Source organism: Streptomyces rubellus (genome assembly GCF_036323805.1).
Classification (GTDB): domain Bacteria; phylum Actinomycetota; class Actinomycetes; order Streptomycetales; family Streptomycetaceae; genus Streptomyces.
In genome coordinates this window covers 456,967-479,360 of the sequence record NZ_JAZDCX010000001.1, presented here as the reverse complement: position 1 = coordinate 479,360, position 22,394 = coordinate 456,967, and the positions used below count along the sequence as shown (strand labels likewise).

Sequence of the window (22,394 nt, the reverse complement as noted above, 5' to 3'; positions counted from 1 at the left end):
CGGCGGCCGCGCCGGATACGGACTCGGTGGGCCCCGGCGGGCGGGGACAACGGGAGCGTAGCCGCTCAGCCCTTCTCGACGTAGCGCAGGGAGCGCAGCCCCCGCTCCAGGTGCCAGTGCAGATAGGCCGAGACCAGCCCGCTGCCCTCCCGTATGTGCCGGGTCTCGGCGGCGTCGGCGGTGGCCCAGTCGCCCGTCAGCAGCGCGCCCAGCAGCCGCAGCGCCTCCGGGGAGGGCACGACGCAGCCCGGGGCCCGGCAGTCGGCGCACACCACGCCGCCCGCGGCGACGGAGAAGAACCGGTTGGGGCCGGGCAGTCCGCAGCGGGCGCAGTCGGCGAAGCTGGGCGCGTAGCCGCCGACGGCCAGGGAGCGCAGCAGGAAGGCGTCCAGCACCAGGTCCGGGCGGTGCGCCGCGGCGGCGAGGGTGCGCAGCGCGCCGATCAGCAGCAGGTACTGCTGGACGTTCGGCTCGCCCTCGTGGTCGGTGAACCGCTCGGCCGTCTCCAGCATGGCCGTTCCGGCGGTGTAGCGGGCGTAGTCGGCGACGATCTCCCGGCCGTACGGCGCGATGATCTCCGTCTGGGTGCACAGCGGCAGCCCGCGGCCGACCAGCTCGCTGCCGCGGGCGAAGAACTGGACGTCGACGTGCGAGAACGGCTCCAGCCGCGCGCCGAACTTCGACTTGGTGCGCCGCACCCCCCGCGCCACCGCCCGCACCCTGCCGTGCCCGCGCGTCAGCAGGGTGATGATGCGGTCGGCCTCGCCCAGCTTCTGGGTGCGCAGGACGACGCCGTCGTCGCGGAACAGGCTCATTCCCTCATTCTCCCTCAGCCGCTCCCCTCCGCGGGGGCGCCCGGGGCGGACCGGAGGCTCAGGAGAGGGTGGTGCGGGCGGCGTCCAGCAGCCGGGCGGTGTCCTCCTCGCACAGCTGGAGGATCCGTCCGACGGCCACCAGCACCTGGCGCTCGGCGGGGGTGTAGGGGCCGTCGGCGAGGGCGACGCGGGCGCCCTGGAGCAGCAGGCTCTCGCGGCCGGGCGCGGCGAGGTGCGGGGCGAGCGGGGCCAGCGCCTCGTGCAGCTCCATCTCCATGGTGACGCTGTCGGCGGCGACCGCCGCCAGCAGGGTGACCAGCTGCTCCTCGGAGCAGCCGGTGAAGCCGGCCGTCCGGATGCCCTCCACGGCCGCCTCGCGGGTCGCCCGTGACTCGGAGCCGCCCACGGCGAGCACCGCCAGCGCGACGGTGTGCACGGCGTCGCGGAGCATGCCGCCCAGCCGGGTGGTGGTCGGGTGGTCGAGGGCGTCGGTGCCGAAGTGCTCCCGGCAGGAGGCGCACTCCACCACGGGCCCGGCCGTGCCGCGCGGCAGGACGGGGACGCCCAGCACGACGAGCAGCCGGCGTCCGGTGCGGCGCCGGTAGCTGCGGTCGCCGCCGCACGACGGGCAGAAGAACTCACCGTCGTCGACCGTGCGCCATGCCGTGCGGATGCCCGCCAGACGCAGTCTCCGGCCGTCCCTGTTCGGGGAGTGCACCACCGCCGTACCTCCGTCACGCTCCAGCGCCTTTGCCGCGTGGCGTGATGTTAACCACAGTAGTGAGGTGCCGTCAGTACCCTCGTCGGACATATGCCGGTCCCTTCCGGCCCTTGCGCGTCCGGCGGGAAGGTGCTCGCGCCACCCCGCGCGGCCCGGCTCCGCCGCCTCCGGCGCGTGCATGCACATGGGGCCGCCCGGTGATCCGGGCGGCCCCCATGAAGTTCACTTCCTGGCAGGCCGCTGTGCCGTACGGTCGAGGAACGCGTTCCAGGACTCGGGCGGGAAGGCGAGCACGCCGCTCTTCAGGTCCTTCGAGTCACGTACACGCACGGCGCCGGGGCCGGTCGCGACCTCGACGCAGTTGCCGCCCTCGTTACCGCTGTAACTGCTCTTGCACCACACCGGTCCGGTGGTTCCCATGCCCTGCTCGGAGTTCACAGCTCTCCTGCCGCCTGCTCGATTCGATGAGGTGTGCGGATTCTTCCGGGGACAGAGCCTGTGTCCGGAGGATTCCGTACCGCTGTGTGAGCCCGCTCACCCGTTCCCGCTCTGAGTCGAGGAAACTGCCGCTCTGTCCCTCCGAGTAGGCCAGGTTCTTGCCGTCCGGGGTCTCCAGCAGAACGAAGGGACCGTCCAGACCCGCGTGCGTCTCCCGCGCGGTCGGCATGACCTGAAGCGAGACGTTGCGTAGCTGTGCACTTCCTTCCCCCCGATGGGATGTCGCAGCACGACTTCTTCGATCACGAAGCCCAGGACGCAGATCGGCCTGCGGTACAGGAGTTCCTGCCGGTCGAGCCGGGCGGCGACTCGTTCGTCGATCTCCTCGCCGTCAAGCGGGAGGCACCGCGCCGAGACCACAGCCCGCACGTGCTCCTCCGTCTGCAGCAGTCCCGGCACCGCGTGACTCTCGTACGAGCACAGGCTCGCCGCGTCCGCCTCCAGCAGGGCGAAGTCCTGGAACCACGCCGGGTACCGGGCCTGGAGCAGGTACGGCAGTCCGGCCCGCAGCACACCGTCCGCGCACAGCACCTCGTCGGCGCGCTCGACGAACCTCGGCTGCGGCATCCGCCGCCCCTGCTCGATGGAGGCGATCGTCGACTTCGCATAGCCGACCGCGGTGCCGAGCTCCACCCGCGACATGCCCAGCTTGTTGCGGAACAGCTTCACCTGGCTGCCGAAGTACTTGAGCGTCGTGGCCCCGTAGTCGCTCCGTGTTCCCATCCTGACACCCCCCTTCGCAAGGCTGCTCTTCACGGAACAACCCGCCCGGGCCACTCGCCGTCACGGCATGCCGTGCGTACAGCACCGCGTACAGACGCGTACAAGCGCGTACCCGGCCGGGGTACGCGCGGGCTGGGCACCGGCGCCGTTCCGGTCTCCGGCACCCGCCTCTTCACCCGCGGGAGCATGGCGCAGCACGGCCGAGCCGGGGAGAGCTCCGCGTACCGCGCCCACCGTGCCGCACAGAGCATGTACGCGGCTCCAGGTCCGTGCGGTGGTCGTCTCCCTGGGCGTCAACGAGCTGACGCGGCCGGGCTCGCTGGGCCGGTGGCGGCGGGCGCTGCGGGTGCTGATGTCCGATCTGCGGGCCCGGCTGGGCGACGAGGTGCCCGTCGCGTTCTGCGGGCTGCCGCCGGTGCACGACTTCCCCGTGCTGCCGCAGCCGCTGCGGGCGGTGCTCGGTCTGCGGGCCCGGCAGCTGGACCGGGTGCTGGTGAAGGTGGCGCGTGAGTACGGGATCCGTCATGTGCCCCTGCCGATGGGGGCGATGGCGGCCGACCGCCCGGCGTTCTTCGCCGCGGACGGCTTCCACCCCTCCGCCGCCGGCTACCAGGTGGCGGCGGAGGCCCTGGCGGAGGTGCTGTCCCCCGGATTCCGTACCGGGGACCGCTGACACGTTCCGTACCGCCGGCGGACGGCGCGCGGCCCGGCCGGGAACACCCCCGGCCGGGCCGCGTCGCCTCGTGTCACACGGGCGTCAGCGGTAGGCGCGGTTGACGGCGGAGACGATCGCCTTCAGGGAGGCCCGGGTGGTGTTGGGGTCGATGCCGATGCCCCACAGCACCTTGTCCTCGATGGCGCACTCGATGTACGAGGCGGCCTGCGCGGAGGCGCCCTCGCTCAGGGTGTGCTCCTGGTAGTCCAGCAGCCGGGCGTCGATGCCGGTCCTGGCCAGCGCGTCGAAGAAGGCGGAGATCGGGCCGTTGCCGGTGCCGGACAGCACGGTCTCGGTGCCGTCGACGGCCGCCTCGACGGTGAGGGTGTCCACGCCGTCGGTGTCGGTGGTGGTCTGGCCGGTGCGGACCTGGATGCGGCCCCAGGGGTTGTCCGGGTTGGGCAGGTACTCGTCGCGGAAGATGTCCCAGATCTGCCGCGGGGTGACCTCGCCGCCCTCGGCGTCGGTCTTCGCCTGGATGATCCTGGAGAACTCGATCTGCATCCGGCGCGGCAGGTCCAGCTTGTGCTCGTTCTTCAGCACGTAGGCGACGCCGCCCTTGCCGGACTGGGAGTTGACGCGGATGACCGCCTCGTAGGAGCGGCCGACGTCCTTGGGGTCGATGGGCAGGTACGGCACCTCCCACTCGATCTCCTCCACCGCCTTCCCCCGCTCGGCGGCGGTGGCCTCCATCGCCTCGAAGCCCTTCTTGATGGCGTCCTGGTGGGAGCCGGAGAAGGAGGTGTAGACCAGGTCGCCCGCGTACGGGTGGCGCGGGTGGATCTCCATCTGGTTGCAGTACTCGGCGGTGCGGCGGATCTCGTCGATCCGGCTGAAGTCGATCCGCGGGTCGATGCCCTGGCTGAACAGGTTCATCCCCAGCGTGACCAGGTCCACGTTGCCGGTGCGCTCGCCCTGTCCGAACAGGCAGCCCTCCACCCGGTCCGCGCCCGCCATCACCGCCAGTTCGGCGGCGGCCACGGCGGTGCCGCGGTCGTTGTGGGGGTGGGTGGACAGGCAGACGAACTCGCGCCGGGACAGGTTCCGCGACATCCACTCGAAGCGGTCGGCGTGGGTGGACGGCGTGGAGCGCTCGACGGTGGCCGGCAGGTTGAGGATGATCTCGCGGCCCTCCTCGGGCTGCCAGACGTCCATGACGGACTCGCAGACCTCCAGGGCGAAGTCCAGCTCGGTGTCGGTGAAGATCTCCGGGCTGTACTGGTAGCCGAAGGCCGTCTCGTCCCCCAGCAGCTTCTCGGCGTACTCCATCACCAGCCGGGTGCCGTCCACCGCGATCTGCCGGATGTCGTCCTTCGAGCCGCGGAAGACCACCCGGCGGAAGACCGGCGCGGTGGCGTTGTAGAGGTGGACGGTGGCGCGGTGGGCACCGGCCAGGGACTGCACGGTGCGCTCGATCAGGTCCTCACGGGCCTGGGTCAGCACCGAGATCGTCACGTCCTCGGGGATCGCGCCCTCCTCGATGATCGAGCGCACGAAGTCGAAGTCGGTCTGGCCGGAGGCGGGGAAGCCGACTTCGATCTCCTTGTAGCCCATGCGTACCAGCAGGTCGAACATCGCCCGCTTGCGAGCCGGGGACATCGGGTCGATCAGTGCCTGGTTGCCGTCGCGCAGGTCGGTGGACAGCCAGCGGGGTGCGGCGGTGATGCGCTTGTCGGGCCAGGTGCGGTCGGGCAGGTCGACGGCCTCGTAGCCGCGGTAGCGGTGGATCGGCATGCCGGACGGCTGCTGGGCGACGGTCGCCGCGGTGACGGGCGTGGGTCGGCCGATACGGGAGGGGGAATCACTCATGGCGGGCTTGGCTCCTGGGTGGCGGAGAGTGGCTTCAGTGGCTGTGGACGGGGCCGACGACGGCAACACCGAACTCCGCGGGGAGGGGGTCGGCCGTATGACTACAGGCCCTCGCCGCGGCAGCTAAGGAGGAGCAGCCCGAAACGCATGACCGGGTCAGCGTAACCGAGGCCGGGGGCGTACAGCGGCATGTATCAGCATGCGAGAAGTCCTGTCCTCCCGTGCCCGCTCTCCCTTGAGAGCTGAATCATGCATGCCGTGCACATTTTGCAGCGTGTGCAAGAATACGTCCATGGTGAAACCGGCCGAAGGACTCCGTGAGCGCAGACGGCGCGAGACGCGGCGGAGCATCCACTCCGCGGCGCTGCGACTGGCCCTGGCGCACGGCTTCGACAAGGTCACCGTGGAGATGATCAGCGAGGAGGCCGGTGTCTCGCCGCGGACCTTCTTCAACTACTTCGGCAGCAAGGAGGCCGCCGTCACCCGGGGACCGGTCGGCCCGGACCCGCGGGCCCTGGAGGCGTTCGCCGCGGCCGGCCCGGCCGAGCCGCGCCAGGTACTGGCCGAGCTGGCCGCCCTGATCACGGCCGACCTGGCGGAGAATCCGCCGCTCCGGGCCGAACTGCACGCGGTCATGGAGATCAGCCGCACCACCCCGGGGGTGGCGGCCGCGTTCCTGGCCCAGCTGGACGACTTCCAGCGCACACTGGCCGGGGCCGTGGCCCGGCGGCTGGGCGGCGGAGTGAGCGGTACGGACGGCGGGCCCGGTGAGCCAGACGAGCCGGCCGCCCTCATCGCCGCCCTGGCCATGGCCGCCGTCCGCACCGGTCTGGAGCGCTGGAAGAGCGCGGCCCCGCGGAGCGACGACTCCCCGGTGCCGTACGTCGAACGCTCGGCGGCGCTGCTGCGCACCCTGCTGACCCCCTGAGGCGCCGGGGCCCGTAGCCCCCGCCGGCCCGGGCTCCCGTACGGGCTCCGCCGTACGGCTCCTCTCCCCGCTGTCCTCCCCGTCCGTGTTCCGCGCGGGTGTCCTCGTCCGCCGCCCGGAACGTTCCCGCACCGTCCCTCCCTGGAGTACCGATGTCCGACGCCGCCCCGGCGGAGCACGAGGAGCCGGCACCACCGGCTCTGCCTCCCCACTTCGGCCTGATATTCGCGGGCCTGATGGTCACCATGCTGCTGGCCTCGCTCGACCAGACGATCGTCGCCACCGCGCTGCCCACGATCGTCGGGGAGCTCAGCGGTGTGAGCCACATGGCGTGGGTGACCACCGCCTACATCCTCGCCGCCACCGTCGCCATGCCCGTCTACGGGCGGCTGGGCGACCTGGTCGGCCGCAAGCGCCTGTTCCTGTCCGCGATCGCCGTCTTCATCGCCGGCTCGGTGGTGGGCGGCATCGCCCAGGACATGGGCACCCTGATCACCGGCCGGGCGATCCAGGGGCTGGGCGGCGGCGGCCTCATGATCACCTCACAGGCGATCGTCGCCGATCTGGTGCCGCCGCGGCAGCGCGCGAAGTACATGGCCCCCATGGGCGCCGTCTTCGGCCTCTCCGCGGTCGCGGGCCCGCTGCTGGGCGGCTGGTTCACCGACCACCACGACTGGCGCTGGGCCTTCTGGATCAACCTTCCGCTGGGCTTCCTGGCGCTGGCCGTCTGCGCGTTCGCGCTGCGGCTGCCGCGCCGCGCCGTGAAGGTCTCCTTCGACTGGGCCGGGTTCGTGCTGATGGCCGCGGCCGTCACCTGCACGGTGCTGGTCGCCGACTTCGGCGGCACCGACTACGCCTGGTCCGATCCGCTGATCCTGGGGCTCGCCGCCGGCGGGGTCGCCGCCTGGGTGCTGTTCTTCCTCGTCCAGGGCCGGGCCACCGAACCGCTCATCCCGCTGCGGCTGTTCCGCAGCCGGATCTTCAACATCGCCACCCTGATCGGCCTGATCTCCATCGGCGTCGGCATGTTCGCCGTCATCGGCTACATGCCCACCTACCTGCAGATGGTCTACGGGGTCGGCGCCACCGAGTCCGGGCTGCTGCTGATCCCCATGGTCGTCGGCATCATGGGCACCGCGGTGCCCTCCGGACATCTGATCAGCCGCACCGGCCGCTACAAGATCTACCCGATCCTCGGAGTGGCCGTGATGAGCGTCACGGTGGTGCTGATGTCCACGCTGGAGGTGGACACCCCGCTGCCCGTGCTGTGCGGGTACTTCTTCCTGCTCGGCGCCGGAATGGGCATGATGATCCAGAACCTCGTGCTGGCCGTGCAGAACGCCTTCCCCGTCTCGGACGTGGGCACCGCCACCTCCGCGAACAACTTCTTCCGCGAGATCGGCGCCACCCTGGGCACCGCGGCGGTCGGCGCGGTCTTCACCCACCGGCTGAGCGACCAGCTCGCCGAGCGGATCCCGCCGGAGGCGGCCGGGGCCGTGGGCGACCCCGAGTCCCTCACCCCGGCCCTGGTCCGCGCACTGCCCGAACCGGTGCGGGACGCGGTGGTGGCCTCGTACCAGCACGCGCTGACACCGGTCTTCGGCTATCTGCTGCCGCTGTTCCTCGTCAGCCTGGTGCTGGCCTTCCTGCTGCCGGAGAAGGTGCTGTCCAACAGCAACACCGACACCGGTGCCGAACCCGGTGTGGAGCTCGGCGCCGATGCCGATGCCGGTGCCGGTGCCGGTGCGGGTGCCGCGCCAGAACCGGCCGGCGAGACGGAGACCGCCGAGCCGGCCCGGGCCTGACCGGAGCGCCCGGCCCGCCGCCGTCCGCACACCGCGCGGACGGCGGCGGGGTACGTACGTCCGCGTGTGCGGGCCGGGAGTGGCCGGCCACCGGCGGCGCACCGGCCGGGGCCCGCCCCGCGGGTCCTGGCCGACGCGCTGTCAGAAGCCGAGCCTGCGCAGCTGCTTGGGGTCGCGCTGCCAGTCCTTGGCGATCTTGACGTGCAGGTCGAGATAGACGGGCGTGCCGAGCAGGGCCTCGATCTGCTTGCGGGACTTGGTGCCGACCTCCTTCAGACGGCTGCCCTTCGGCCCGATGACGATGCCCTTCTGGCTGGGCCGCTCGATGAACACGTTGGCGTGGATGTCCAGCAGCGGCCGGTCCGCCGGACGGCCCTCGCGCGGCCCCATTTCCTCCACCACCACGGCGATGGAGTGCGGCAGTTCGTCGCGTACGCCCTCCAGCGCGGCCTCGCGGATCAGCTCGGCGACCATGACCTGCTCGGGCTCGTCGGTCAGGTCGCCGTCCGGGTAGAGCTGCGGCCCCTCGGGGAGGAGCGGGACGAGCAGGTCGGCCAGCAGGCCCACCTGGTCGCCGGCGGTGGCCGAGACGGGCACGATCTCGGCCCACTCGAAGCCCAGCTCCCTGCCCAGCCGGTCGACGGACACGAGCTGCTCGGCCAGGGCCTTGGAGTCCACCAGATCGGTCTTGGTGACCACCGCGACCTTCGGGGTGCGCCGCATGGCCGCCAGCTCCTTGGCGATGTACCGGTCGCCGGGGCCGATCCGCTGGTCGGCGGGCAGGCAGAAGCCGATCACGTCGACCTCGGCCCAGGTGGTGCGCACCACGTCGTTGAGCCGCTCGCCGAGCAGGGTGCGCGGTTTGTGCAGGCCGGGGGTGTCCACCAGCACCAGCTGCGCGTCGGGCCGGTGGACGATGCCGCGCACCGTGTGGCGGGTGGTCTGGGGGCGGTTGGAGGTGATCGCGACCTTCGTTCCCACCAGGGCGTTGGTGAGGGTCGACTTGCCCGCGTTGGGGCGGCCGACGAAGCACGCGAAACCCGCCCGGTGCGGTGCGGGCTCCGCCGGGGAGTCGGGCCGGAGGGAGGGGGAGGGGTCGCTCATGGGGGTCATTCTCCCCGATTCCCCGGGTCTCCCGGACCGGGCCGGGGCGCGGTGCCGGTCCGGAGGCGGCCGGAGTCACCGGGACGCCACCGGACCGCCCGCGGGGCGGGGGGCGTTCGCCCCGGAGGGGACCCGCCGCCCCCGGCACCGGCCGGTCAGCCGGCCGTGACGGTGGAGCGCACCGCGCCGTCCGGGCCAGCGAGGAGTACGGGGGTGGCCGGCCCGCCCAGCTCGTGGACGGCGGCCAGGTCCGCGGAGGGTACGGCGGGCACCTCGGAGACCACCGCCGCGGCCTCCAGCGACTTGGCACCGGACGCCACCGCCATGGCCACCGCGGTCTGCAGGGCGCTGAGTCTGAGCGACTTCAGCGCGACGGTGCCGGCCACGTAGGTGCGTCCGGTCTCGTCCCGTACGGCCGCCCCCTCGGGCACGCCGTTGCGGGCCCGCGTGCTGCGGGCGAGGGTGATGATCTTGCGGTCTTCGGGGTCCAGGCCGGCGGCTTCGCTCATGGGGGTGAGCATATGCGGTCGGCCGTACCGGGGGCGTCCCCGTCCGGACTCGTCCGTCCGGACGGGGACGCCGGGCCGGGAGCGGGGGTCAGCCGCAGCGCTGCGACCTCTCCCGGTCCGTCATCGGCCGGGTGTGCTGGGCTATGGTGTCGCGCCCGCTGGGCGCCGGGCCCTCCGCGGTGAACGGCGCGTACCAGTAGTAGTGGCCGTAGTAGCGGTCCGGGAAGTTCATCTCGTACCGTCCGCTGACACGCTGCATCTCGGCCGCGCGGGTCACCCAGCCGATCTCACCGGGGCGCACCTCGACCCAGGTGCTCTGGCTCTTGGTCTGGGAGCTGGACCAGGTGTGGTTGTAGCTGACCTCGAGGCTGACCTTGAAGACCTCGGCGAAGCCGGCCTCGGTGCTCAGCGAGACCCCGACGCTGTTCGACTCGCCGACGGTGTCCGACCAGCCCACGGAGAACCGCTGGGGATCGGAGGTGCAGTTGTACACCTCCTCGCCGACCCGGCGGGTCGGGCCCATGTAGGTCTCCGGCGGGCCGTCGGGGTGGAAGACGCACCTGTCGGTGCCGTTGTTGCACTTGTCGAGGAGCTGGCGGATGGTCGGGTTCTCGCCGTGGTCGGCGTGGGCTGTGGTCGGCACCAGGGCCGTGGCGGCGGCGGTCGCGATCGCCGCGAGCAGGACCGTAGGACGAACTCTTCCGGTCATCGGTGACTCCATACGTTGTGGGGGATGGCCTGCGGCGCGCCCGGAGTCGGACGGGCGCCGCGGGGAGCGGGCGCGGGGCGCCCGGCGGTCAGCTGAATCCGACGGATTCGGTGCGGTCGTTCATGAACGACCCGACGTGGGGAGTGTTCTCCTTGAACGGACCGTCCCGGTCGCCGTTCAGCCCGGGCTCGGGGTAGAGCCAGATCCAGCAGTTCGCCCACGGCTGCACGGAGGTGATGATGTCCTTCCAGTCGTCCGGCAGGTCGATGCTGTAGTCGACCTTGCCGTTGTCCGGGCAGGGCGCCTCGCCGTAGACGGTGAAGGTGGCGCCGCCGTAGTTCTCGTGCTCGAAGAGCGTCCCCTGGATGAGGTCGTCGTTCCGGGCGGTCTCGGCGGACGTGGCCAGTTCCTTCGTCCGCTGCCGGAACGCCGGGTCCTGGACGGCGCTCCGCGCGGAGGCGGGAGCGTCGTCGATGCGGCCGCCGGAGGCCGCTTCGACGGCCTCGGTGAAGGTCCCGAAGCACTCCTGTGCCCCGGTGCGGAGGTCCGCGATGCAGTGCCGGGCACCGTCCCGGGGCGCCTCCTGCGGGGCGGCGACGGCCTGGACGGGGGCCGCCGCGACGGCACCGGCCGCCGCGAACACCGCCGCCGCGGTACGGGTCCTGCGGGCTGTTCTTCTCACCATGCGCGATTGCTCGGTTCATCGGGAGCGATGTGCGGTGGTCCTCCTTACTCGGATCCGCCGGGGCGAAACAGGATGCCCGTTATTGCCCGCGATCGATTTCCGAAACCCTGGTCGGGCGCCTGCCCCCGCTCCGGCGTGCCCGGAAATGTGGGAGGCGCGAGACCGCCCCGCCGGTACGGCCGGCGGGGCGGTTGGGGACGCGTGTGACGGTGTGGCGCGTGGTGGGAGCGGAGCGGGACGGGAGCCCGGGGCGGAGGAGTCAGCCCCCGCTCTCCGCGACCGGGGCGCCCTCCGTCTCCGGGGCGGTGGCACGGACCGGTTCGACCAGGACCGTGACGATGCGGTTGCGGCGGCCCGCCGGGGACTCGGCGGTCAGCCGCAGGCCCCGCAGCCCGGGGTCGGCGGTGCGGTCGGCGCGGGCCCCGGAGACGTCCACGACGGCCTTGGCGCCCGCGATGGGAACCCGGCCCAGCAGCTTGGCCAGCAGTCCGCCGACCGTCTCCACGTCCTCGTCCTCCAGCTCCAGGCCGTACAGCTCGCCCAGGTCGCCGAGGTCGAGCCGGGCGGTGACCCGGTGGCGGCCGGCGCCGAGGTCCTCCACCGGGGGCAGTTCCCGGTCGTACTCGTCGGTGATCTCGCCGACGATCTCCTCCAGGATGTCCTCGATGGTGACGATCCCGGCGGTGCCGCCGTACTCGTCGATGACGACCGCCACGTGGTTGCGGGCCTTCTGCATCTCGCGCAGCAGGTCGCCGGCGTTCTTGGTGTCGGGGACGAAGGCCGCCGGGCGCATGGCGGTGGAGACCGCCTCGCTCTCGTTGCCGCGGTTGATGTGGACCTTCCGGGCGAGGTCCTTGAGGTAGACGATGCCGACGACGTCGTCCTCGTTCTCCCCCGTCACCGGAATGCGGGAGAAGCCCGAGCGCAGGGCCAGGGTGAGGGCCTGGCGGATGGTCTTGAAGCGCTCGATGGAGACCAGTTCGGTGCGCGGCACCATCACCTCGCGCACCAGGGTGTCGCCCAGCTCGAAGACCGAGTGCACCATGCGGCGCTCCTCGTCCTCGATCAGCGCCTCGCGCCCGGCCAGGTCCACCATGGCCCGCAGCTCGGCCTCGGTGGCGAACGGGCCCTTGCGGAAGCCCCGGCCCGGGGTGAGCGCGTTGCCCAGCAGGATCAGCAGCTGCGGCAGCGGGCCCAGCACCCGGGCCAGCGGCAGCAGGACGTACGCGGCGGCCGTGGCGGTGTTCAGCGGGTGCTGGCGGCCGATGGTGCGCGGCGAGACGCCCACCGCCACGTAGGAGACGAGCACCATCGTGCCGATGGCGGCGGCCAGCGCCTGCCAGGTCTCCTCGACGGTGTGCAGGAAGCCGTAGGTGACCAGGGCCCCGGCCGCCATCTCGGCGGCGACGCGCAGCAGCAGGGCCAGGTTGAGGTAGCGGGTGGGGTCGGCGGCGACGGCGGCCAGTTTCGTGCTGCCGCGCCGCCCGGACCGTACGGCCTCCTCGGCGCGGTAGCTGGTGGTGCTGGCCAGCCCCGCCTCGGCGCAGGCGGCCAGCCAGGCGATACAGACCAGGACGACCGCCGCGGCGACGAGCTGACCGCTCATGTCGTCGTCGGGGCCGGGGAGGGCCCCTCCAGACCGCGCTCGGCGCGCCAGCCGTCGACGATGGCCGCCTGGAGGCCGAACATCTCGGCCCGCTCGGCGGGGGTCTCGTGGTCGTAGCCGAGCAGGTGCAGCACTCCGTGGACGGTGAGCAGCCGCAGCTCCTCGTCCATGGAGTGCTTCGTCGGGGCCTCGGCGCCCTGCTTCTCCGCGACGTCCGGGCAGAGCACGATGTCACCGAGGAGCCCCTGCGGGGGCTCCTCGTCGTCCTTGGCGGGCGGCCGCAGCTCGTCCATGGGGAAGGACATGACATCGGTGGGGCCGGGCAGGTCCATCCACTGCCGGTGCAGCTGCTCCATGGCCTCGGAGTCGACGGCGATCACCGACAGCTCCGAGAGCGGATGGATGCGCATCCGGGCGAGGGCGTAGCGGGCGATGTCGAGGATCGCGCGCTCGTCGATCTCCCGCCCGGACTCGTTGTTGACGTCGATCGACATGGGAGTGCTGGGATGCTTTCCGTTGCTCTCGGGGCTCGGGTGCTGGGGTGTCCGGGTGCGCCGGGCGGCTTCCGCCGCTCGCTCACTTCCGGCGCTCGCCGCGGTCGGCCGTGCCGCCGCGGGTTTCGGCCGCGTCGCCGCGCACGTCGTAGCGGTCGTACGCGTCGACGATACGGCCGACGAGCTTGTGCCGGACGACATCGGTACTGGTGAGCCGCGAGAAGTGCACGTCCTCCACACCTTCGAGGATCTCCTGGACCTGGCGCAGGCCGCTCCTGGTGCCGCCGGGCAGGTCCACCTGGGTGACATCGCCGGTGATCACTATCTTGGAGTCGAACCCGAGCCGGGTGAGGAACATCTTCATCTGCTCGGGGTTCGTGTTCTGCGCCTCGTCCAGGATGATGAAGGCGTCGTTGAGCGTCCGGCCGCGCATGTACGCCAGCGGCGCGACCTCTATCGTCCCGGCGGCCATCAGCCGCGGGATCGAGTCGGGGTCGAGCATGTCGTGCAGCGCGTCGTACAGCGGCCGCAGGTACGGGTCGATCTTCTCGTAGAGGGTGCCGGGCAGGAAGCCCAGCCGCTCCCCCGCCTCGACGGCGGGCCTGGTCAGGATGATGCGGTTGACCTGCTTGGACTGCAGGGCCTGCACCGCCTTGGCCATGGCGAGATAGGTCTTTCCGGTACCCGCCGGACCGATGCCGAACACGATGGTGTGCTTGTCGATCGCGTCCACGTAGCGCTTCTGGTTGAGCGTCTTGGGGCGGATCGTGCGGCCGCGGTTGGACAGGATGTTCTGGGTGAGGACCTCGGCAGGGGTCTCGGAGCCCGCTCCGGTGCCGCTCTCCGACTCCCGGAGCATGGCGATCGAGCGCTCCACGGCGTCCTCCGTCATCGGCTGGCCGGTGCGCAGCACCAGCATCATCTCGTCGAAGAGGCGCTGGATGAGCGCGACCTCCGCCGCGTCACCGGTGGCACTGATCTCGTTCCCGCGGACGTGGATGTCGGTCGCGGGGAAGGCCTTCTCGATGACGCGGAGGAGGGAGTCGCCGGAGCCGAGCACCGTGACCATGGGGTGCTTGGCCGGGACGGTGAAACGGGCACTCGCTGGGGTGGACCGTGCCTGGTCTGTCTGTGTCTGAGTCATGGGCCGGCTGCTGGAGCCTGCGCGTCCCTCTCTGTCGCTGCTGTGCGCCTGGCCTCCAGGGTACGCCGTGCGACTGACAGGTCAGTAGGGTTTTACCGCCACCGGCTTCCGCGGCGTCACACCCGCCGGAAGCCGATGGTCGGCACCGCCCGGCGCAGCGGCCAGGGGCGGGCGGTGCCGGGCAGCAGGGCGTCCAGGAAGGCGTAGCGGCGCAGGGCGGTCCGGCCCTGGTCGTCGAAGGAGCGGACGTGCTGCCACCAGGCCGCGACCTCGGCCCAGCCGGGGGCCGACAGCGAGCCGCCGAACTCCTGCACCGACAGGGCGGCGGTCAGGCATCCGAAGGCGAGCCGGTCGGCGAGCGGCCAGCCGGCCAGGGTGCCGGTGACGAAACCGGCCACGAACACGTCCCCGGCGCCGGTGGGGTCCAGCGCCTCCACGGCGACGGCGGGCACCTCGGCGGTCTCGCCGCTGCCGCCGTCCACCGCGCAGGCGCCCTCGGCGCCCATGGTGACCACCGCCACCGGCACCTTCTCGGCCAGCCGGCGGGCCGCGGCGCGGGGGCAGTCGGTGCGGGTGTAGCGCATCGCCTCCCCGGCGTTGGGCAGGAACGCCTCGCAGTGCTCCAGGTCGGCGAGGTCGTCCGGGTCCCAGCGGCCGGTCTCGTCCCAGCCGACGTCGGCGAAGATCCGGCTGCCCCGGCGGGCCGCCGCGGCGATCCACCCCTGGCCCGCGCCCGGCCGCAGGGCCGCCACACAGGCCCGGGCCGGGGGCGGGTCGCAGGGCGCGGACTCCTCCGGCGGCGCCTCGTGCCCGTGGGTGACCATCGTCCGCTCGCCCTCGTACGCCATCGAGACGGTGACCGGCGAGTGCCAGCCGGGCACGGTGCGCGACAGCGACAGGTCGATGCCCTCACCGTGCTCCAGTGACTCCCAGCAGTACTCGCCGTACTTGTCGTCCCCGAAGGCGGCGGCCAGGGAGGTGCGCAGCCCGAGCCGGGCCAGGGCGGTGGCCATGTTGGCGACGCCGCCGGGGCTCGACCCCATGCCGCGGGCCCAGGACTCGGTGCCGCGTACGGGGGCGGAGTCCAGGCCGGTGAAGATGATGTCCAGGAAGACGCTTCCGGTCAGGTAGACGTCGCAGGGCGGGTCGTCGGGGGTGCGGAGCGCGGCGAGCGGGTCGAGCATGCGGCCCAGTGTGCCCGACTGCGCCCGCGCGCACCCCGGCTCCGCCGGAACGTCACCAGCGCGGTACGGCCGGGGACGTCCAGCCGGGGTCGGCCCGGCGCATGGCGGCGGCGTCGTCCCGGTCGCGCATCGAGCCGTCGTCGTCCAGCCAGCGCCGGTGCAGGCGGTCCAGCCGGTCGCGGTCCAGGGTGACGCCCAGGCCGGGGCCGTCGGGGACGGTGACGCGGCCGTCGGTGAACGTCAGGCGCTCGGTGAGCACCTCCTCGTGCTGCCAGGGGTAGTGGGTGTCGCACGCGTGGTGCAGGTTCGGCACGGTGGCGGCGACATGGGTCATGGCGGCGAGGCTGATGCCCAGATGGGTGTTGGAGTGCATGGACACCCCCACGCCGAAGGTGCGGCAGAGCGCGGCGAGCTGCTGGGTGTTGCGCAGTCCGCCCCAGTAGTGGTGGTCGCTGAGCAGCACCTGGACGGCGCCCGTGGTGAACGCCTCGGGTATCTCGGGGAAGGTGGTCACGCACATGTTGGTGGCCAGCGGCAGCCCGCCGGCGCGGGCGGCGACCTCGGCCATCGCGGACGTACCGGTGGTCGGGTCCTCCAGGTACTCCAGGACGTCGCGCAGCTCGGCCGCGACCTTCAGGGAGGTCTCCACCGACCAGGCGCCGTTGGGGTCCAGGCGCAGGGGCCGGCCGGGGAAGGCCTCGGCCAGTGCCCGGACGGCGGCGATCTCCTCCTCGGGCCGGAAGACGCCGCCCTTGAGCTTGAAGGAGCCGAAGCCGTGGTCGGCCACGAAGCGGCGGGCCTGGGCGACGATGCCCTCGGGGTCGAGGGCGGCGCCCCAGTCGTCGCTCTCGCCCGCCACCCCCTCCGGGTGGCTCGCCCAGCGGTAGAACAGGTAGGCGCTGTACTCCACGCCGTCGCGCACCTTCCCGCCGAGCAGGGCGTGCACGGGCAGCTCCAGCGCCTTGCCCAGGGCGTCCAGGCAGGCCACCTCGAAGCCGGAGACCACCGACAGCCGCAGCTTGTCGGCGGTCTGGACGCCGCGCAGGCCGCCCACGTCCACCGTGCCGTCCGTGCGGTGCCCCTCCGTGTCGAGGGCGCCGGCGAGGGTGAACAACCCGTTCAGGTCGCTGACCGGGTGTCCGGGGAGCCGTCCGGCGAGGGACCGGGCCAGCTCCAGGTACTTGGTGTCGCCGTAGGTCTCCCCCAGCCCGGTGACGCCGTCCGCCGTGACCACCTCGATGATCAAGCGCGGGGTGTGGGGCTGGTGGACGCCCTGGGTGTTGAGCAGCGGCGGGTCGGCGACGAGTATCGGGGTCAGACGTACCTCGGTGACGGTCAGGTCCTTCATCGGACGGCTCCTGTCGGATCGGTGCCGGAGGCGGGCGGCGGTGGGACCGGCGGGACGGCACACCCTCGGCACTCACATATGCCGTTCACGTATACGAATGCTGTCCACGCTGGCAAACGGAGACTAGGGACGCGAACAGAAGTGCGTCAAGAACGCCGACGTTTTCCGGAAAAGAACCCGCACCGCCGGGGCGGGCCGGCGGTACGGAGGGGAGCGGGCGGGGAACGCGGAGAGAACTCGGAGGAACTCGGAGGAACTCGGGAGAAAGGGGACGGGCGGAGGCGGCCGGCCGGCGGTCAGCGGCGCCGCGGCACCGGCACCCGCGCCAGGTCCTCGGCCACCGTCAGCCCTCCGGTGTACCCGGCCGCCCGCGCCTCGCGCGCGAACTCGGCCGGGTCGTCGTAGCGCTGCGAGAAGTGGGTCAGGACCAGGTGCCGCACCCCCGCCCGCGCCGCCACCGAGGCGGCCTGACCGGCGGTGAGGTGGCCGTACTCCTCGGCCAGCGCGGTGTCCCGGTCCAGGAAGGTGGACTCGATGACCAGCAGGTCGCAGCCCTCGGCGAGCGCGTGGACGTTCTCGCACAGCCGGGTGTCCATCACGAAGGCGAACCGCTGCCCGGGCCGGGGCTCGCTGACCTCCTCCAGGGTGACGCCGCGCAGCTCGCCCTCCCGCTGGATACGGCCGATGTCCGCTCCCGTGACACCGCGGGCGGCGAGCCGTCCGGGCAGCATCCGGCGCCCGTCCGGCTCGGTCAGGCGGTAGCCGTAGGAGTCCACCGGGTGCGACAGCCGGAGCGCGGAGAGGGTGTAGGCGCCGGTGACCGCGATCGTGCCGTCCCCGGTGACCGGCTCCTCGCGCAGCTCGGCCGTCTCGCGGTAGGCGGTGGCGTACCGCAGCCGGTCGAAGAAGCGCTGCCCGCTCGCCGGGTAGTGCGCCGTGACCGGGTGCGGCACCCGGTCCAGGTTGATGCGCTGGATGACCCCGGCCAGGCCCAGCGAGTGGTCGCCGTGGAAGTGCGTGACGCACAGCCGGGTGAGGTCGTGGGCGGCCACGCCCGCGCGCAGCAGCTGCCGCTGGGTGCCCTCACCGGGATCGAAGAGGATTCCCTCGCCGTCCCAGCGCAGGACGTAGCCGTTGTGGTTGCGGTGCCGGGTGGGCACCTGGCTGGCGGTGCCCAGCACGACCAGTTCGCGTACGGACATACGGGGTGACGGGCTCCGGCCGGACTATCCGGGGGGCCAGTTCAGGCCGCGGCCGCCGAGGACGTGGGCGTGCGCGTGCCAGACCGTCTGCCCGGCGCCCGCCCCGGTGTTGAACACGATGCGGTAGCCGACGCTCGCGCCCCCGGGCGGGGCGATCCGCTCCTGCGCGGCGACCTCGCCCGCCGCGCGCAGCACGTCGGCGGCCAGCTCCGGGGCCGCGGCGGCCAGCGCGGCGGCGTCCGGGTGGTGCGCCTTGGGGATCACCAGGACATGGGTGGGGGCCTGCGGGTTGATGTCACGGAAGGCGAGCGTGGTGCCGGTCTCGTGGACGACGTCCGCCGGGACCTCCCCCGCCACGATCTTGCAGAACAGGCAGTCGGACTGCGGTTCCTCCGCCACGGTGGCGCCTCCCGCTGTGAACGGTCCGGATCGGTCGGTACGCGGTGAAGCCGGTACGCGCCGAAGATCGTACCGCGCCCCGGGGCGCGGCGGGCGTCAGGACCAGCGACCGGTGCGTCCCAGCAGCAGCGCCGCCGCGGCCGTCCCCGCCGTGGAGGTGCGCAGCACGCTCGGCCCCAGCCGGTACGGCCGCGCCCCGGCCCCGGCGAACGCCGCCAGCTCCTCCGGCGCGATCCCGCCCTCCGGGCCGACGACGAGCACCAGTTCCCCGTCCGCGGGCAGCTCCGCCGCGGCCAGCGGCTCGGCGCCCTCCTCGTGCAGGACGGCCGCGAACGCGGCGGCGGACAGCAGCGGGAGCAGCTGCCGGGTGCCGGCCGGCTCGGTGATCTCGGGGAAGCGCAGCCGGCGGGACTGCTTGCCCGCCTCCCGGGCCGTGGCCCGCCACTTGCGCAGCGCCTTGGCCCCGCGCTCGCCCCGCCACTGGGTGACGCAGCGCGCCGCCGCCCAGGGCACGATCGTGTCCACGCCCGTCTCGGTCATCGTCTCCACGGCCAGCTCGCCGCGGTCCCCCTTGGGCAGCGCCTGGACGACGGTGATCCCCGGCCGCGGCACCGGCTCGGTGCGCACCCCGGACACGGCGACCTCCAGGCGCTCCTTGCCCGTGACGGCCGCGACGGTGCCGAACGCCCCGGTGCCCGCGCCGTCGGTGAGGACCACCTCCTCACCCGGGCGCAGCCGCCGCACCGAGACGGCGTGCCGCCCCTCGGGCCCCTCCAGCACCAGGACGGCGCCGGGGGCGGCCCCGGCCAGGATCCCGGGATCGGCGACGAAGACGGGGGCGGTCACACGGCCTCCGGACGGACGGGCGCGACGGCGGACACAGGCACGGACACGGCACGGGCGTACGGCCCGTCACCGCCCGTTGAACGCATCCTTCAGCCGCGAGAACAGGCCCTGCTGCCCCGGCTGGAACTGGCCCAGCGGCCGCTCCTCGCCCCGCAGCTTGGCCAGCCTGCGCAGCAGCTCCTCCTGCTCCGCGTCCAGCTTCGACGGGGTCTGGACCTCGACGTGGACGATCAGGTCGCCCCGGCCGCCGCCGCGCAGATGCGTCACACCGCGCTGGTGGAGCGGGATCGACTGGCCGGACTGGGTACCGGGCCGGATGTCGACCTCCTCCATGCCGTCCAGCGTCTCCAGCGGGACCTTGGTGCCCAGCGCCGCCGCCGTCATGGGGAGGGTGACCGTGCAGTGCAGGTCGTCGCCGCGGCGCTGGAAGACCGGGTGCGGGACCTCGTGGATCTCCACGTAGAGATCGCCCGCCGGACCGCCGCCGGGGCCGATCTCGCCCTCGCCGGCGAGCTGGATGCGGGTGCCGTTGTCCACCCCGGCCGGGATCTTCACCGTCAGGCTGCGCCGGGAGCGGACGCGCCCGTCGCCCGCGCACTCCGGGCACGGGTTCGGCACGATCGTGCCGAACCCGTGGCACTGCGGGCAGGGCCGCGAGGTCATGACCTGCCCCAGGAAGGAGCGGGTGACCTGCGAGACCTCGCCGCGGCCGCGGCACATGTCGCAGGTCTGCGCCGTCGTGCCCGGGGCCGCGCCCTCGCCGCTGCACGTGGTGCAGACGACCGCGGTGTCCACCTGGATGTCCTTGGTGGTGCCGAAGGCCGCCTCGTCCAGCTCGATGTCGAGCCGGATCATCGCGTCCTGGCCGCGCCGGGTTCGGGAGCGCGGCCCGCGCTGCGCGGCGGCGCCGAAGAAGGCGTCCATGATGTCCGAGAAGTTCCCGAACCCCGCGCCGAAGCCGCCGCCCCGGCCCGCCCCGGCGCCGCCCATCGGGTCGCCGCCGAGGTCGTACATCTGCTTCTTCTGCGGATCGGAGAGCACCTCGTAGGCGGTGTTGATCTCCTTGAACCGCTCCTGGGTCTTCGGATCCGGGTTCACGTCCGGGTGGAGCTCGCGCGCGAGCCTCCGGAATGCCTTCTTGATCTCGTCCTGCGAGGCATCGCGCTGCACGCCCAGGACCGCGTAGTAGTCCGTCGCCACTCTACGACTCCGCGAGGATCTGTCCGACGTAACGTGCCACTGCGCGTACCGCTCCCATCGTTCCGGGGTAGTCCATGCGGGTCGGTCCGACCACACCGAGCTTGGCGACCGCCTCGTCGCCCGAACCGTAACCGACCGAGACGACCGACGTGGAGTTCAGCCCCTCGTGTGCGTTCTCGTGACCGATTCGCACCGTCATGGTGGCGTCCTCGGTCTCTCCCAGCAGCCGGAGCAGCACGACCTGCTCCTCCAGCGCCTCCAGCACCGGCCGGATCGTCAGGGGGAAGTCGTGCGCGAAGCGGGTCAGATTGGCGGTGCCGCCGATCATCAGCCGCTCCTCGGTCTCCTCCACCAGTGTCTCAAGAAGTGTGGCGAGCACGGTGGAGACCGTCCCCCGGTCCTCGGCGTCGAAGGACTCCGGCAGGTCCTGCACCAGCCGGGGCACCTCGGAGAAGCGCTGGCCGACCACCCGGCTGTTGAGCCGGGCCCGCAGATCCGCCAGCGACGCCTCGGTGATGGGGGCGGGGCAGTCCACCACGCGCTGCTCGACCCGCCCGGTGTCCGTGATCAGCACGAGCATCAGCCGCGAGGGGGCGAGCAGCAGCAGCTCGACATGGCGCACGGTCGAACGGGTCAGCGAGGGGTACTGGACGACCGCCACCTGCCGGGTGAGCTGCGCCAGCAGCCGCACCGTGCGGCCGACGACGTCGTCGAGGTCGACGGCGCCCTCCAGGAAGTTCTGGATCGCCCTCCGCTCCGGCTTGGACAGCGGCTTGACCCCCGCCAGCCGGTCGACGAACAGCCGGTACCCCTTGTCCGTCGGGATACGGCCCGCGCTGGTGTGCGGCTGGGCGATGTAGCCCTCGTCCTCCAGGGCCGCCATGTCGTTGCGCACCGTGGCCGGGGAGACCTGCAGGTTGTGCCGCTCGGTCAGCGCCTTGGAGCCCACCGGCTCCTGGGTGCCGACGTAGTCCTGGACGATGGCGCGCAGCACCTCGAGTCTGCGTTCGCTGAGCACTTCGGCGCACCTCCCGTCCGGCGTCCGGCCGTCTTTCCGGTTCCTTCCCTGGCACTCTCGGCAGGCGAGTGCCAGTTTCCCTGAGCCAGTGTACGGCCGGTGACCACGGCCAGGGCAAGGGCGGCGGTCGAGCCGGGTGCGGAGCGGAGCGGCCCGCCCCCGCCGCCCGGCGGGCACGACCGGCCCGGTGGCGCTAGCGTCGCCCTATGGACGCCGGATGGGAAGAGCTCGCACCGGGAGTCGTACGTCACCGCATGCCCCGCTGGGACCACACGGTCGGCGCCGTCGCGGGTGCCGCCGGGATGCTCGTGGTGGACACGGGGGCCTCGCTTCGCGAGGGCGCGCGGATCCGGCGGGAGCTGCGCGGCCTGCTGGGCCGTCCGGCGACTCACGTGGCGCTGACCCATCCGCACTTCGACCACGTCCTGGGCACGGCCGCCTTCGCCGGGGTGGAGGTCTACGGGGCGGTGGGGTGCGACGAGTGGCTGGCGCGCTCGCGGGACGAGCTGCGGGACGACGCGGTGCGGCACGGCGCGGACCGGGAGGAGACCGCCCAGGCCGTCGACGTGCTGGTGTGCCCGCACCACCGGGTGCCCGGCGAGCTGACCGTCCCGTTGGGCGGCCGGGAGGCGCTGCTGGTCAACGCCGGCCCCGGGCACACCGCCTACGACCTGGCCGTCCTGGTGCCGCCCGCCGGGGCCGGCGGGCGGCCGGTGGTCTTCTGCGGCGACCTGGTGGAGGAGTCGGGCGAGCCGCAGGCCGGCCCGGACGCCCACCCCGCGCACTGGCCCGCCGCCCTGGACCGGCTGCTGGAGCTGGGCGGCGGGGACGCGGTGTACGTGCCCGGGCACGGCGCGGTGGTGGACGCCGCGTTCGTCCGCGCCCAGCGCGACGGACTGGCCCGGCGCTTCGGCGTTTCGTGAGGCCCCGCG

The 22,394-nt window shown here is 72.8% G+C and carries 22 protein-coding genes and 1 pseudogene; 4 read left to right on the top strand and 19 right to left on the bottom strand.

The window, feature by feature from the left end:
* Positions 1-65: 65 nt before the first annotated feature.
* The 4 genes and pseudogenes from recO to V1L54_RS02025 form a co-directional block, all read right to left on the bottom strand.
* Positions 66-815 carry a DNA repair protein RecO gene (recO, locus tag V1L54_RS02040; RefSeq protein ID WP_330116038.1) on the bottom strand — a complete coding sequence of 250 codons (750 nt, stop codon included), beginning with the start codon at positions 813-815 and terminating at the stop codon, positions 66-68.
* A gap of 58 nt (positions 816-873) precedes the next feature.
* Positions 874-1,626, bottom strand: a complete 753-nt coding sequence (locus V1L54_RS02035; RefSeq protein WP_330116037.1) for a TerB family tellurite resistance protein — start codon at positions 1,624-1,626, stop codon at positions 874-876.
* Positions 1,627-1,758: 132 nt separating this feature from the next.
* Complete coding sequence (locus V1L54_RS02030; protein WP_443076436.1) at positions 1,759-1,974, bottom strand: DUF397 domain-containing protein; 216 nt, start codon at positions 1,972-1,974, stop codon at positions 1,759-1,761.
* Positions 1,910-2,676 (bottom strand): annotated as a pseudogene (locus V1L54_RS02025) (helix-turn-helix domain-containing protein). Before V1L54_RS02025 ends, V1L54_RS02030 begins: the two are co-directional and overlap by 65 nt.
* Before the next feature lie 316 nt (positions 2,677-2,992).
* On the opposite strand from V1L54_RS02025, the gene V1L54_RS02020 reads away from it, so the two are divergent.
* Positions 2,993-3,430: a GDSL-type esterase/lipase family protein gene (locus tag V1L54_RS02020; RefSeq protein WP_330116035.1), complete on the top strand. Its 438-nt coding sequence runs from the start codon at positions 2,993-2,995 to the stop codon at positions 3,428-3,430.
* Positions 3,431-3,514: 84 nt separating this feature from the next.
* Here the strand turns inward: V1L54_RS02020 and leuA are convergent, their stop codons facing one another.
* The gene (leuA, locus tag V1L54_RS02015) at positions 3,515-5,281 is read right to left on the bottom strand and encodes a 2-isopropylmalate synthase (protein WP_330116034.1); all 1,767 of its coding nucleotides are present in this window, start codon (positions 5,279-5,281) and stop codon (positions 3,515-3,517) included.
* Positions 5,282-5,573: 292 nt separating this feature from the next.
* On the opposite strand from leuA, the gene V1L54_RS02010 reads away from it, so the two are divergent.
* Both V1L54_RS02010 and V1L54_RS02005 read left to right on the top strand, forming a co-directional pair.
* On the top strand, positions 5,574-6,209 hold the full coding sequence (locus tag V1L54_RS02010; protein WP_330116033.1) for a TetR/AcrR family transcriptional regulator: 636 nt from the start codon (positions 5,574-5,576) through the stop codon (positions 6,207-6,209).
* 152 nt (positions 6,210-6,361) lie between these two features.
* Positions 6,362-8,014 carry an MDR family MFS transporter gene (locus tag V1L54_RS02005; RefSeq protein WP_330116032.1) on the top strand — a complete coding sequence of 551 codons (1,653 nt, stop codon included), beginning with the start codon at positions 6,362-6,364 and terminating at the stop codon, positions 8,012-8,014.
* A gap of 141 nt (positions 8,015-8,155) precedes the next feature.
* Here the strand turns inward: V1L54_RS02005 and era are convergent, their stop codons facing one another.
* The 14 genes from era to hrcA form a co-directional block, all read right to left on the bottom strand.
* Positions 8,156-9,127 carry a GTPase Era gene (era, locus tag V1L54_RS02000; protein WP_330116031.1) on the bottom strand — a complete coding sequence of 324 codons (972 nt, stop codon included), beginning with the start codon at positions 9,125-9,127 and terminating at the stop codon, positions 8,156-8,158.
* A 146-nt stretch (positions 9,128-9,273) separates the two neighbouring features.
* The gene (locus V1L54_RS01995) at positions 9,274-9,639 is read right to left on the bottom strand and encodes a cytidine deaminase-like protein (protein ID WP_443076435.1); all 366 of its coding nucleotides are present in this window, start codon (positions 9,637-9,639) and stop codon (positions 9,274-9,276) included.
* A gap of 76 nt (positions 9,640-9,715) precedes the next feature.
* Entirely contained in the window at positions 9,716-10,336 is a 621-nt protein-coding gene (locus V1L54_RS01990) for a hypothetical protein (RefSeq protein ID WP_330116029.1), read from the bottom strand.
* Between the two features lie 88 nt (positions 10,337-10,424).
* Complete coding sequence (locus V1L54_RS01985) at positions 10,425-11,021, bottom strand: hypothetical protein (protein ID WP_330116028.1); 597 nt, start codon at positions 11,019-11,021, stop codon at positions 10,425-10,427.
* Positions 11,022-11,280: 259 nt separating this feature from the next.
* Positions 11,281-12,627: a hemolysin family protein gene (locus V1L54_RS01980; RefSeq protein WP_330116027.1), complete on the bottom strand. Its 1,347-nt coding sequence runs from the start codon at positions 12,625-12,627 to the stop codon at positions 11,281-11,283.
* The gene (gene ybeY, locus V1L54_RS01975; RefSeq protein ID WP_330116026.1) at positions 12,624-13,121 is read right to left on the bottom strand and encodes an rRNA maturation RNase YbeY; all 498 of its coding nucleotides are present in this window, start codon (positions 13,119-13,121) and stop codon (positions 12,624-12,626) included. Before ybeY ends, V1L54_RS01980 begins: the two co-directional genes overlap by 4 nt.
* Positions 13,122-13,203: 82 nt before the next feature.
* Positions 13,204-14,265: a PhoH family protein gene (locus V1L54_RS01970; protein WP_330116025.1), complete on the bottom strand. Its 1,062-nt coding sequence runs from the start codon at positions 14,263-14,265 to the stop codon at positions 13,204-13,206.
* A 116-nt stretch (positions 14,266-14,381) separates the two neighbouring features.
* Complete coding sequence (locus tag V1L54_RS01965; RefSeq protein WP_330116024.1) at positions 14,382-15,449, bottom strand: carbohydrate kinase family protein; 1,068 nt, start codon at positions 15,447-15,449, stop codon at positions 14,382-14,384.
* 52 nt (positions 15,450-15,501) lie between these two features.
* On the bottom strand, positions 15,502-16,797 hold the full coding sequence (locus tag V1L54_RS01960) for a glucarate dehydratase family protein (protein WP_330116023.1): 1,296 nt from the start codon (positions 16,795-16,797) through the stop codon (positions 15,502-15,504).
* 296 nt (positions 16,798-17,093) lie between these two features.
* Positions 17,094-17,999 carry a ribonuclease Z gene (locus tag V1L54_RS01955; RefSeq protein ID WP_330116022.1) on the bottom strand — a complete coding sequence of 302 codons (906 nt, stop codon included), beginning with the start codon at positions 17,997-17,999 and terminating at the stop codon, positions 17,094-17,096.
* 24 nt (positions 18,000-18,023) lie between these two features.
* Complete coding sequence (locus V1L54_RS01950) at positions 18,024-18,398, bottom strand: histidine triad nucleotide-binding protein (protein ID WP_330116021.1); 375 nt, start codon at positions 18,396-18,398, stop codon at positions 18,024-18,026.
* A gap of 96 nt (positions 18,399-18,494) precedes the next feature.
* Positions 18,495-19,244 (bottom strand): 16S rRNA (uracil(1498)-N(3))-methyltransferase, encoded by a 750-nt coding sequence (locus tag V1L54_RS01945; protein ID WP_330116020.1) that lies wholly within the window; start codon positions 19,242-19,244, stop codon positions 18,495-18,497.
* Between the two features lie 66 nt (positions 19,245-19,310).
* A complete protein-coding gene (gene dnaJ, locus V1L54_RS01940) occupies positions 19,311-20,444 on the bottom strand; it encodes a molecular chaperone DnaJ (protein WP_330116019.1) in 1,134 nt (377 codons plus the stop codon).
* Position 20,445: 1 nt separating this feature from the next.
* Positions 20,446-21,462: a heat-inducible transcriptional repressor HrcA gene (gene hrcA / locus V1L54_RS01935; RefSeq protein WP_330116018.1), complete on the bottom strand. Its 1,017-nt coding sequence runs from the start codon at positions 21,460-21,462 to the stop codon at positions 20,446-20,448.
* 206 nt (positions 21,463-21,668) lie between these two features.
* On the opposite strand from hrcA, the gene V1L54_RS01930 reads away from it, so the two are divergent.
* The gene (locus V1L54_RS01930) at positions 21,669-22,385 is read left to right on the top strand and encodes an MBL fold metallo-hydrolase (RefSeq protein ID WP_330116017.1); all 717 of its coding nucleotides are present in this window, start codon (positions 21,669-21,671) and stop codon (positions 22,383-22,385) included.
* Positions 22,386-22,394 lie beyond the last annotated feature (9 nt).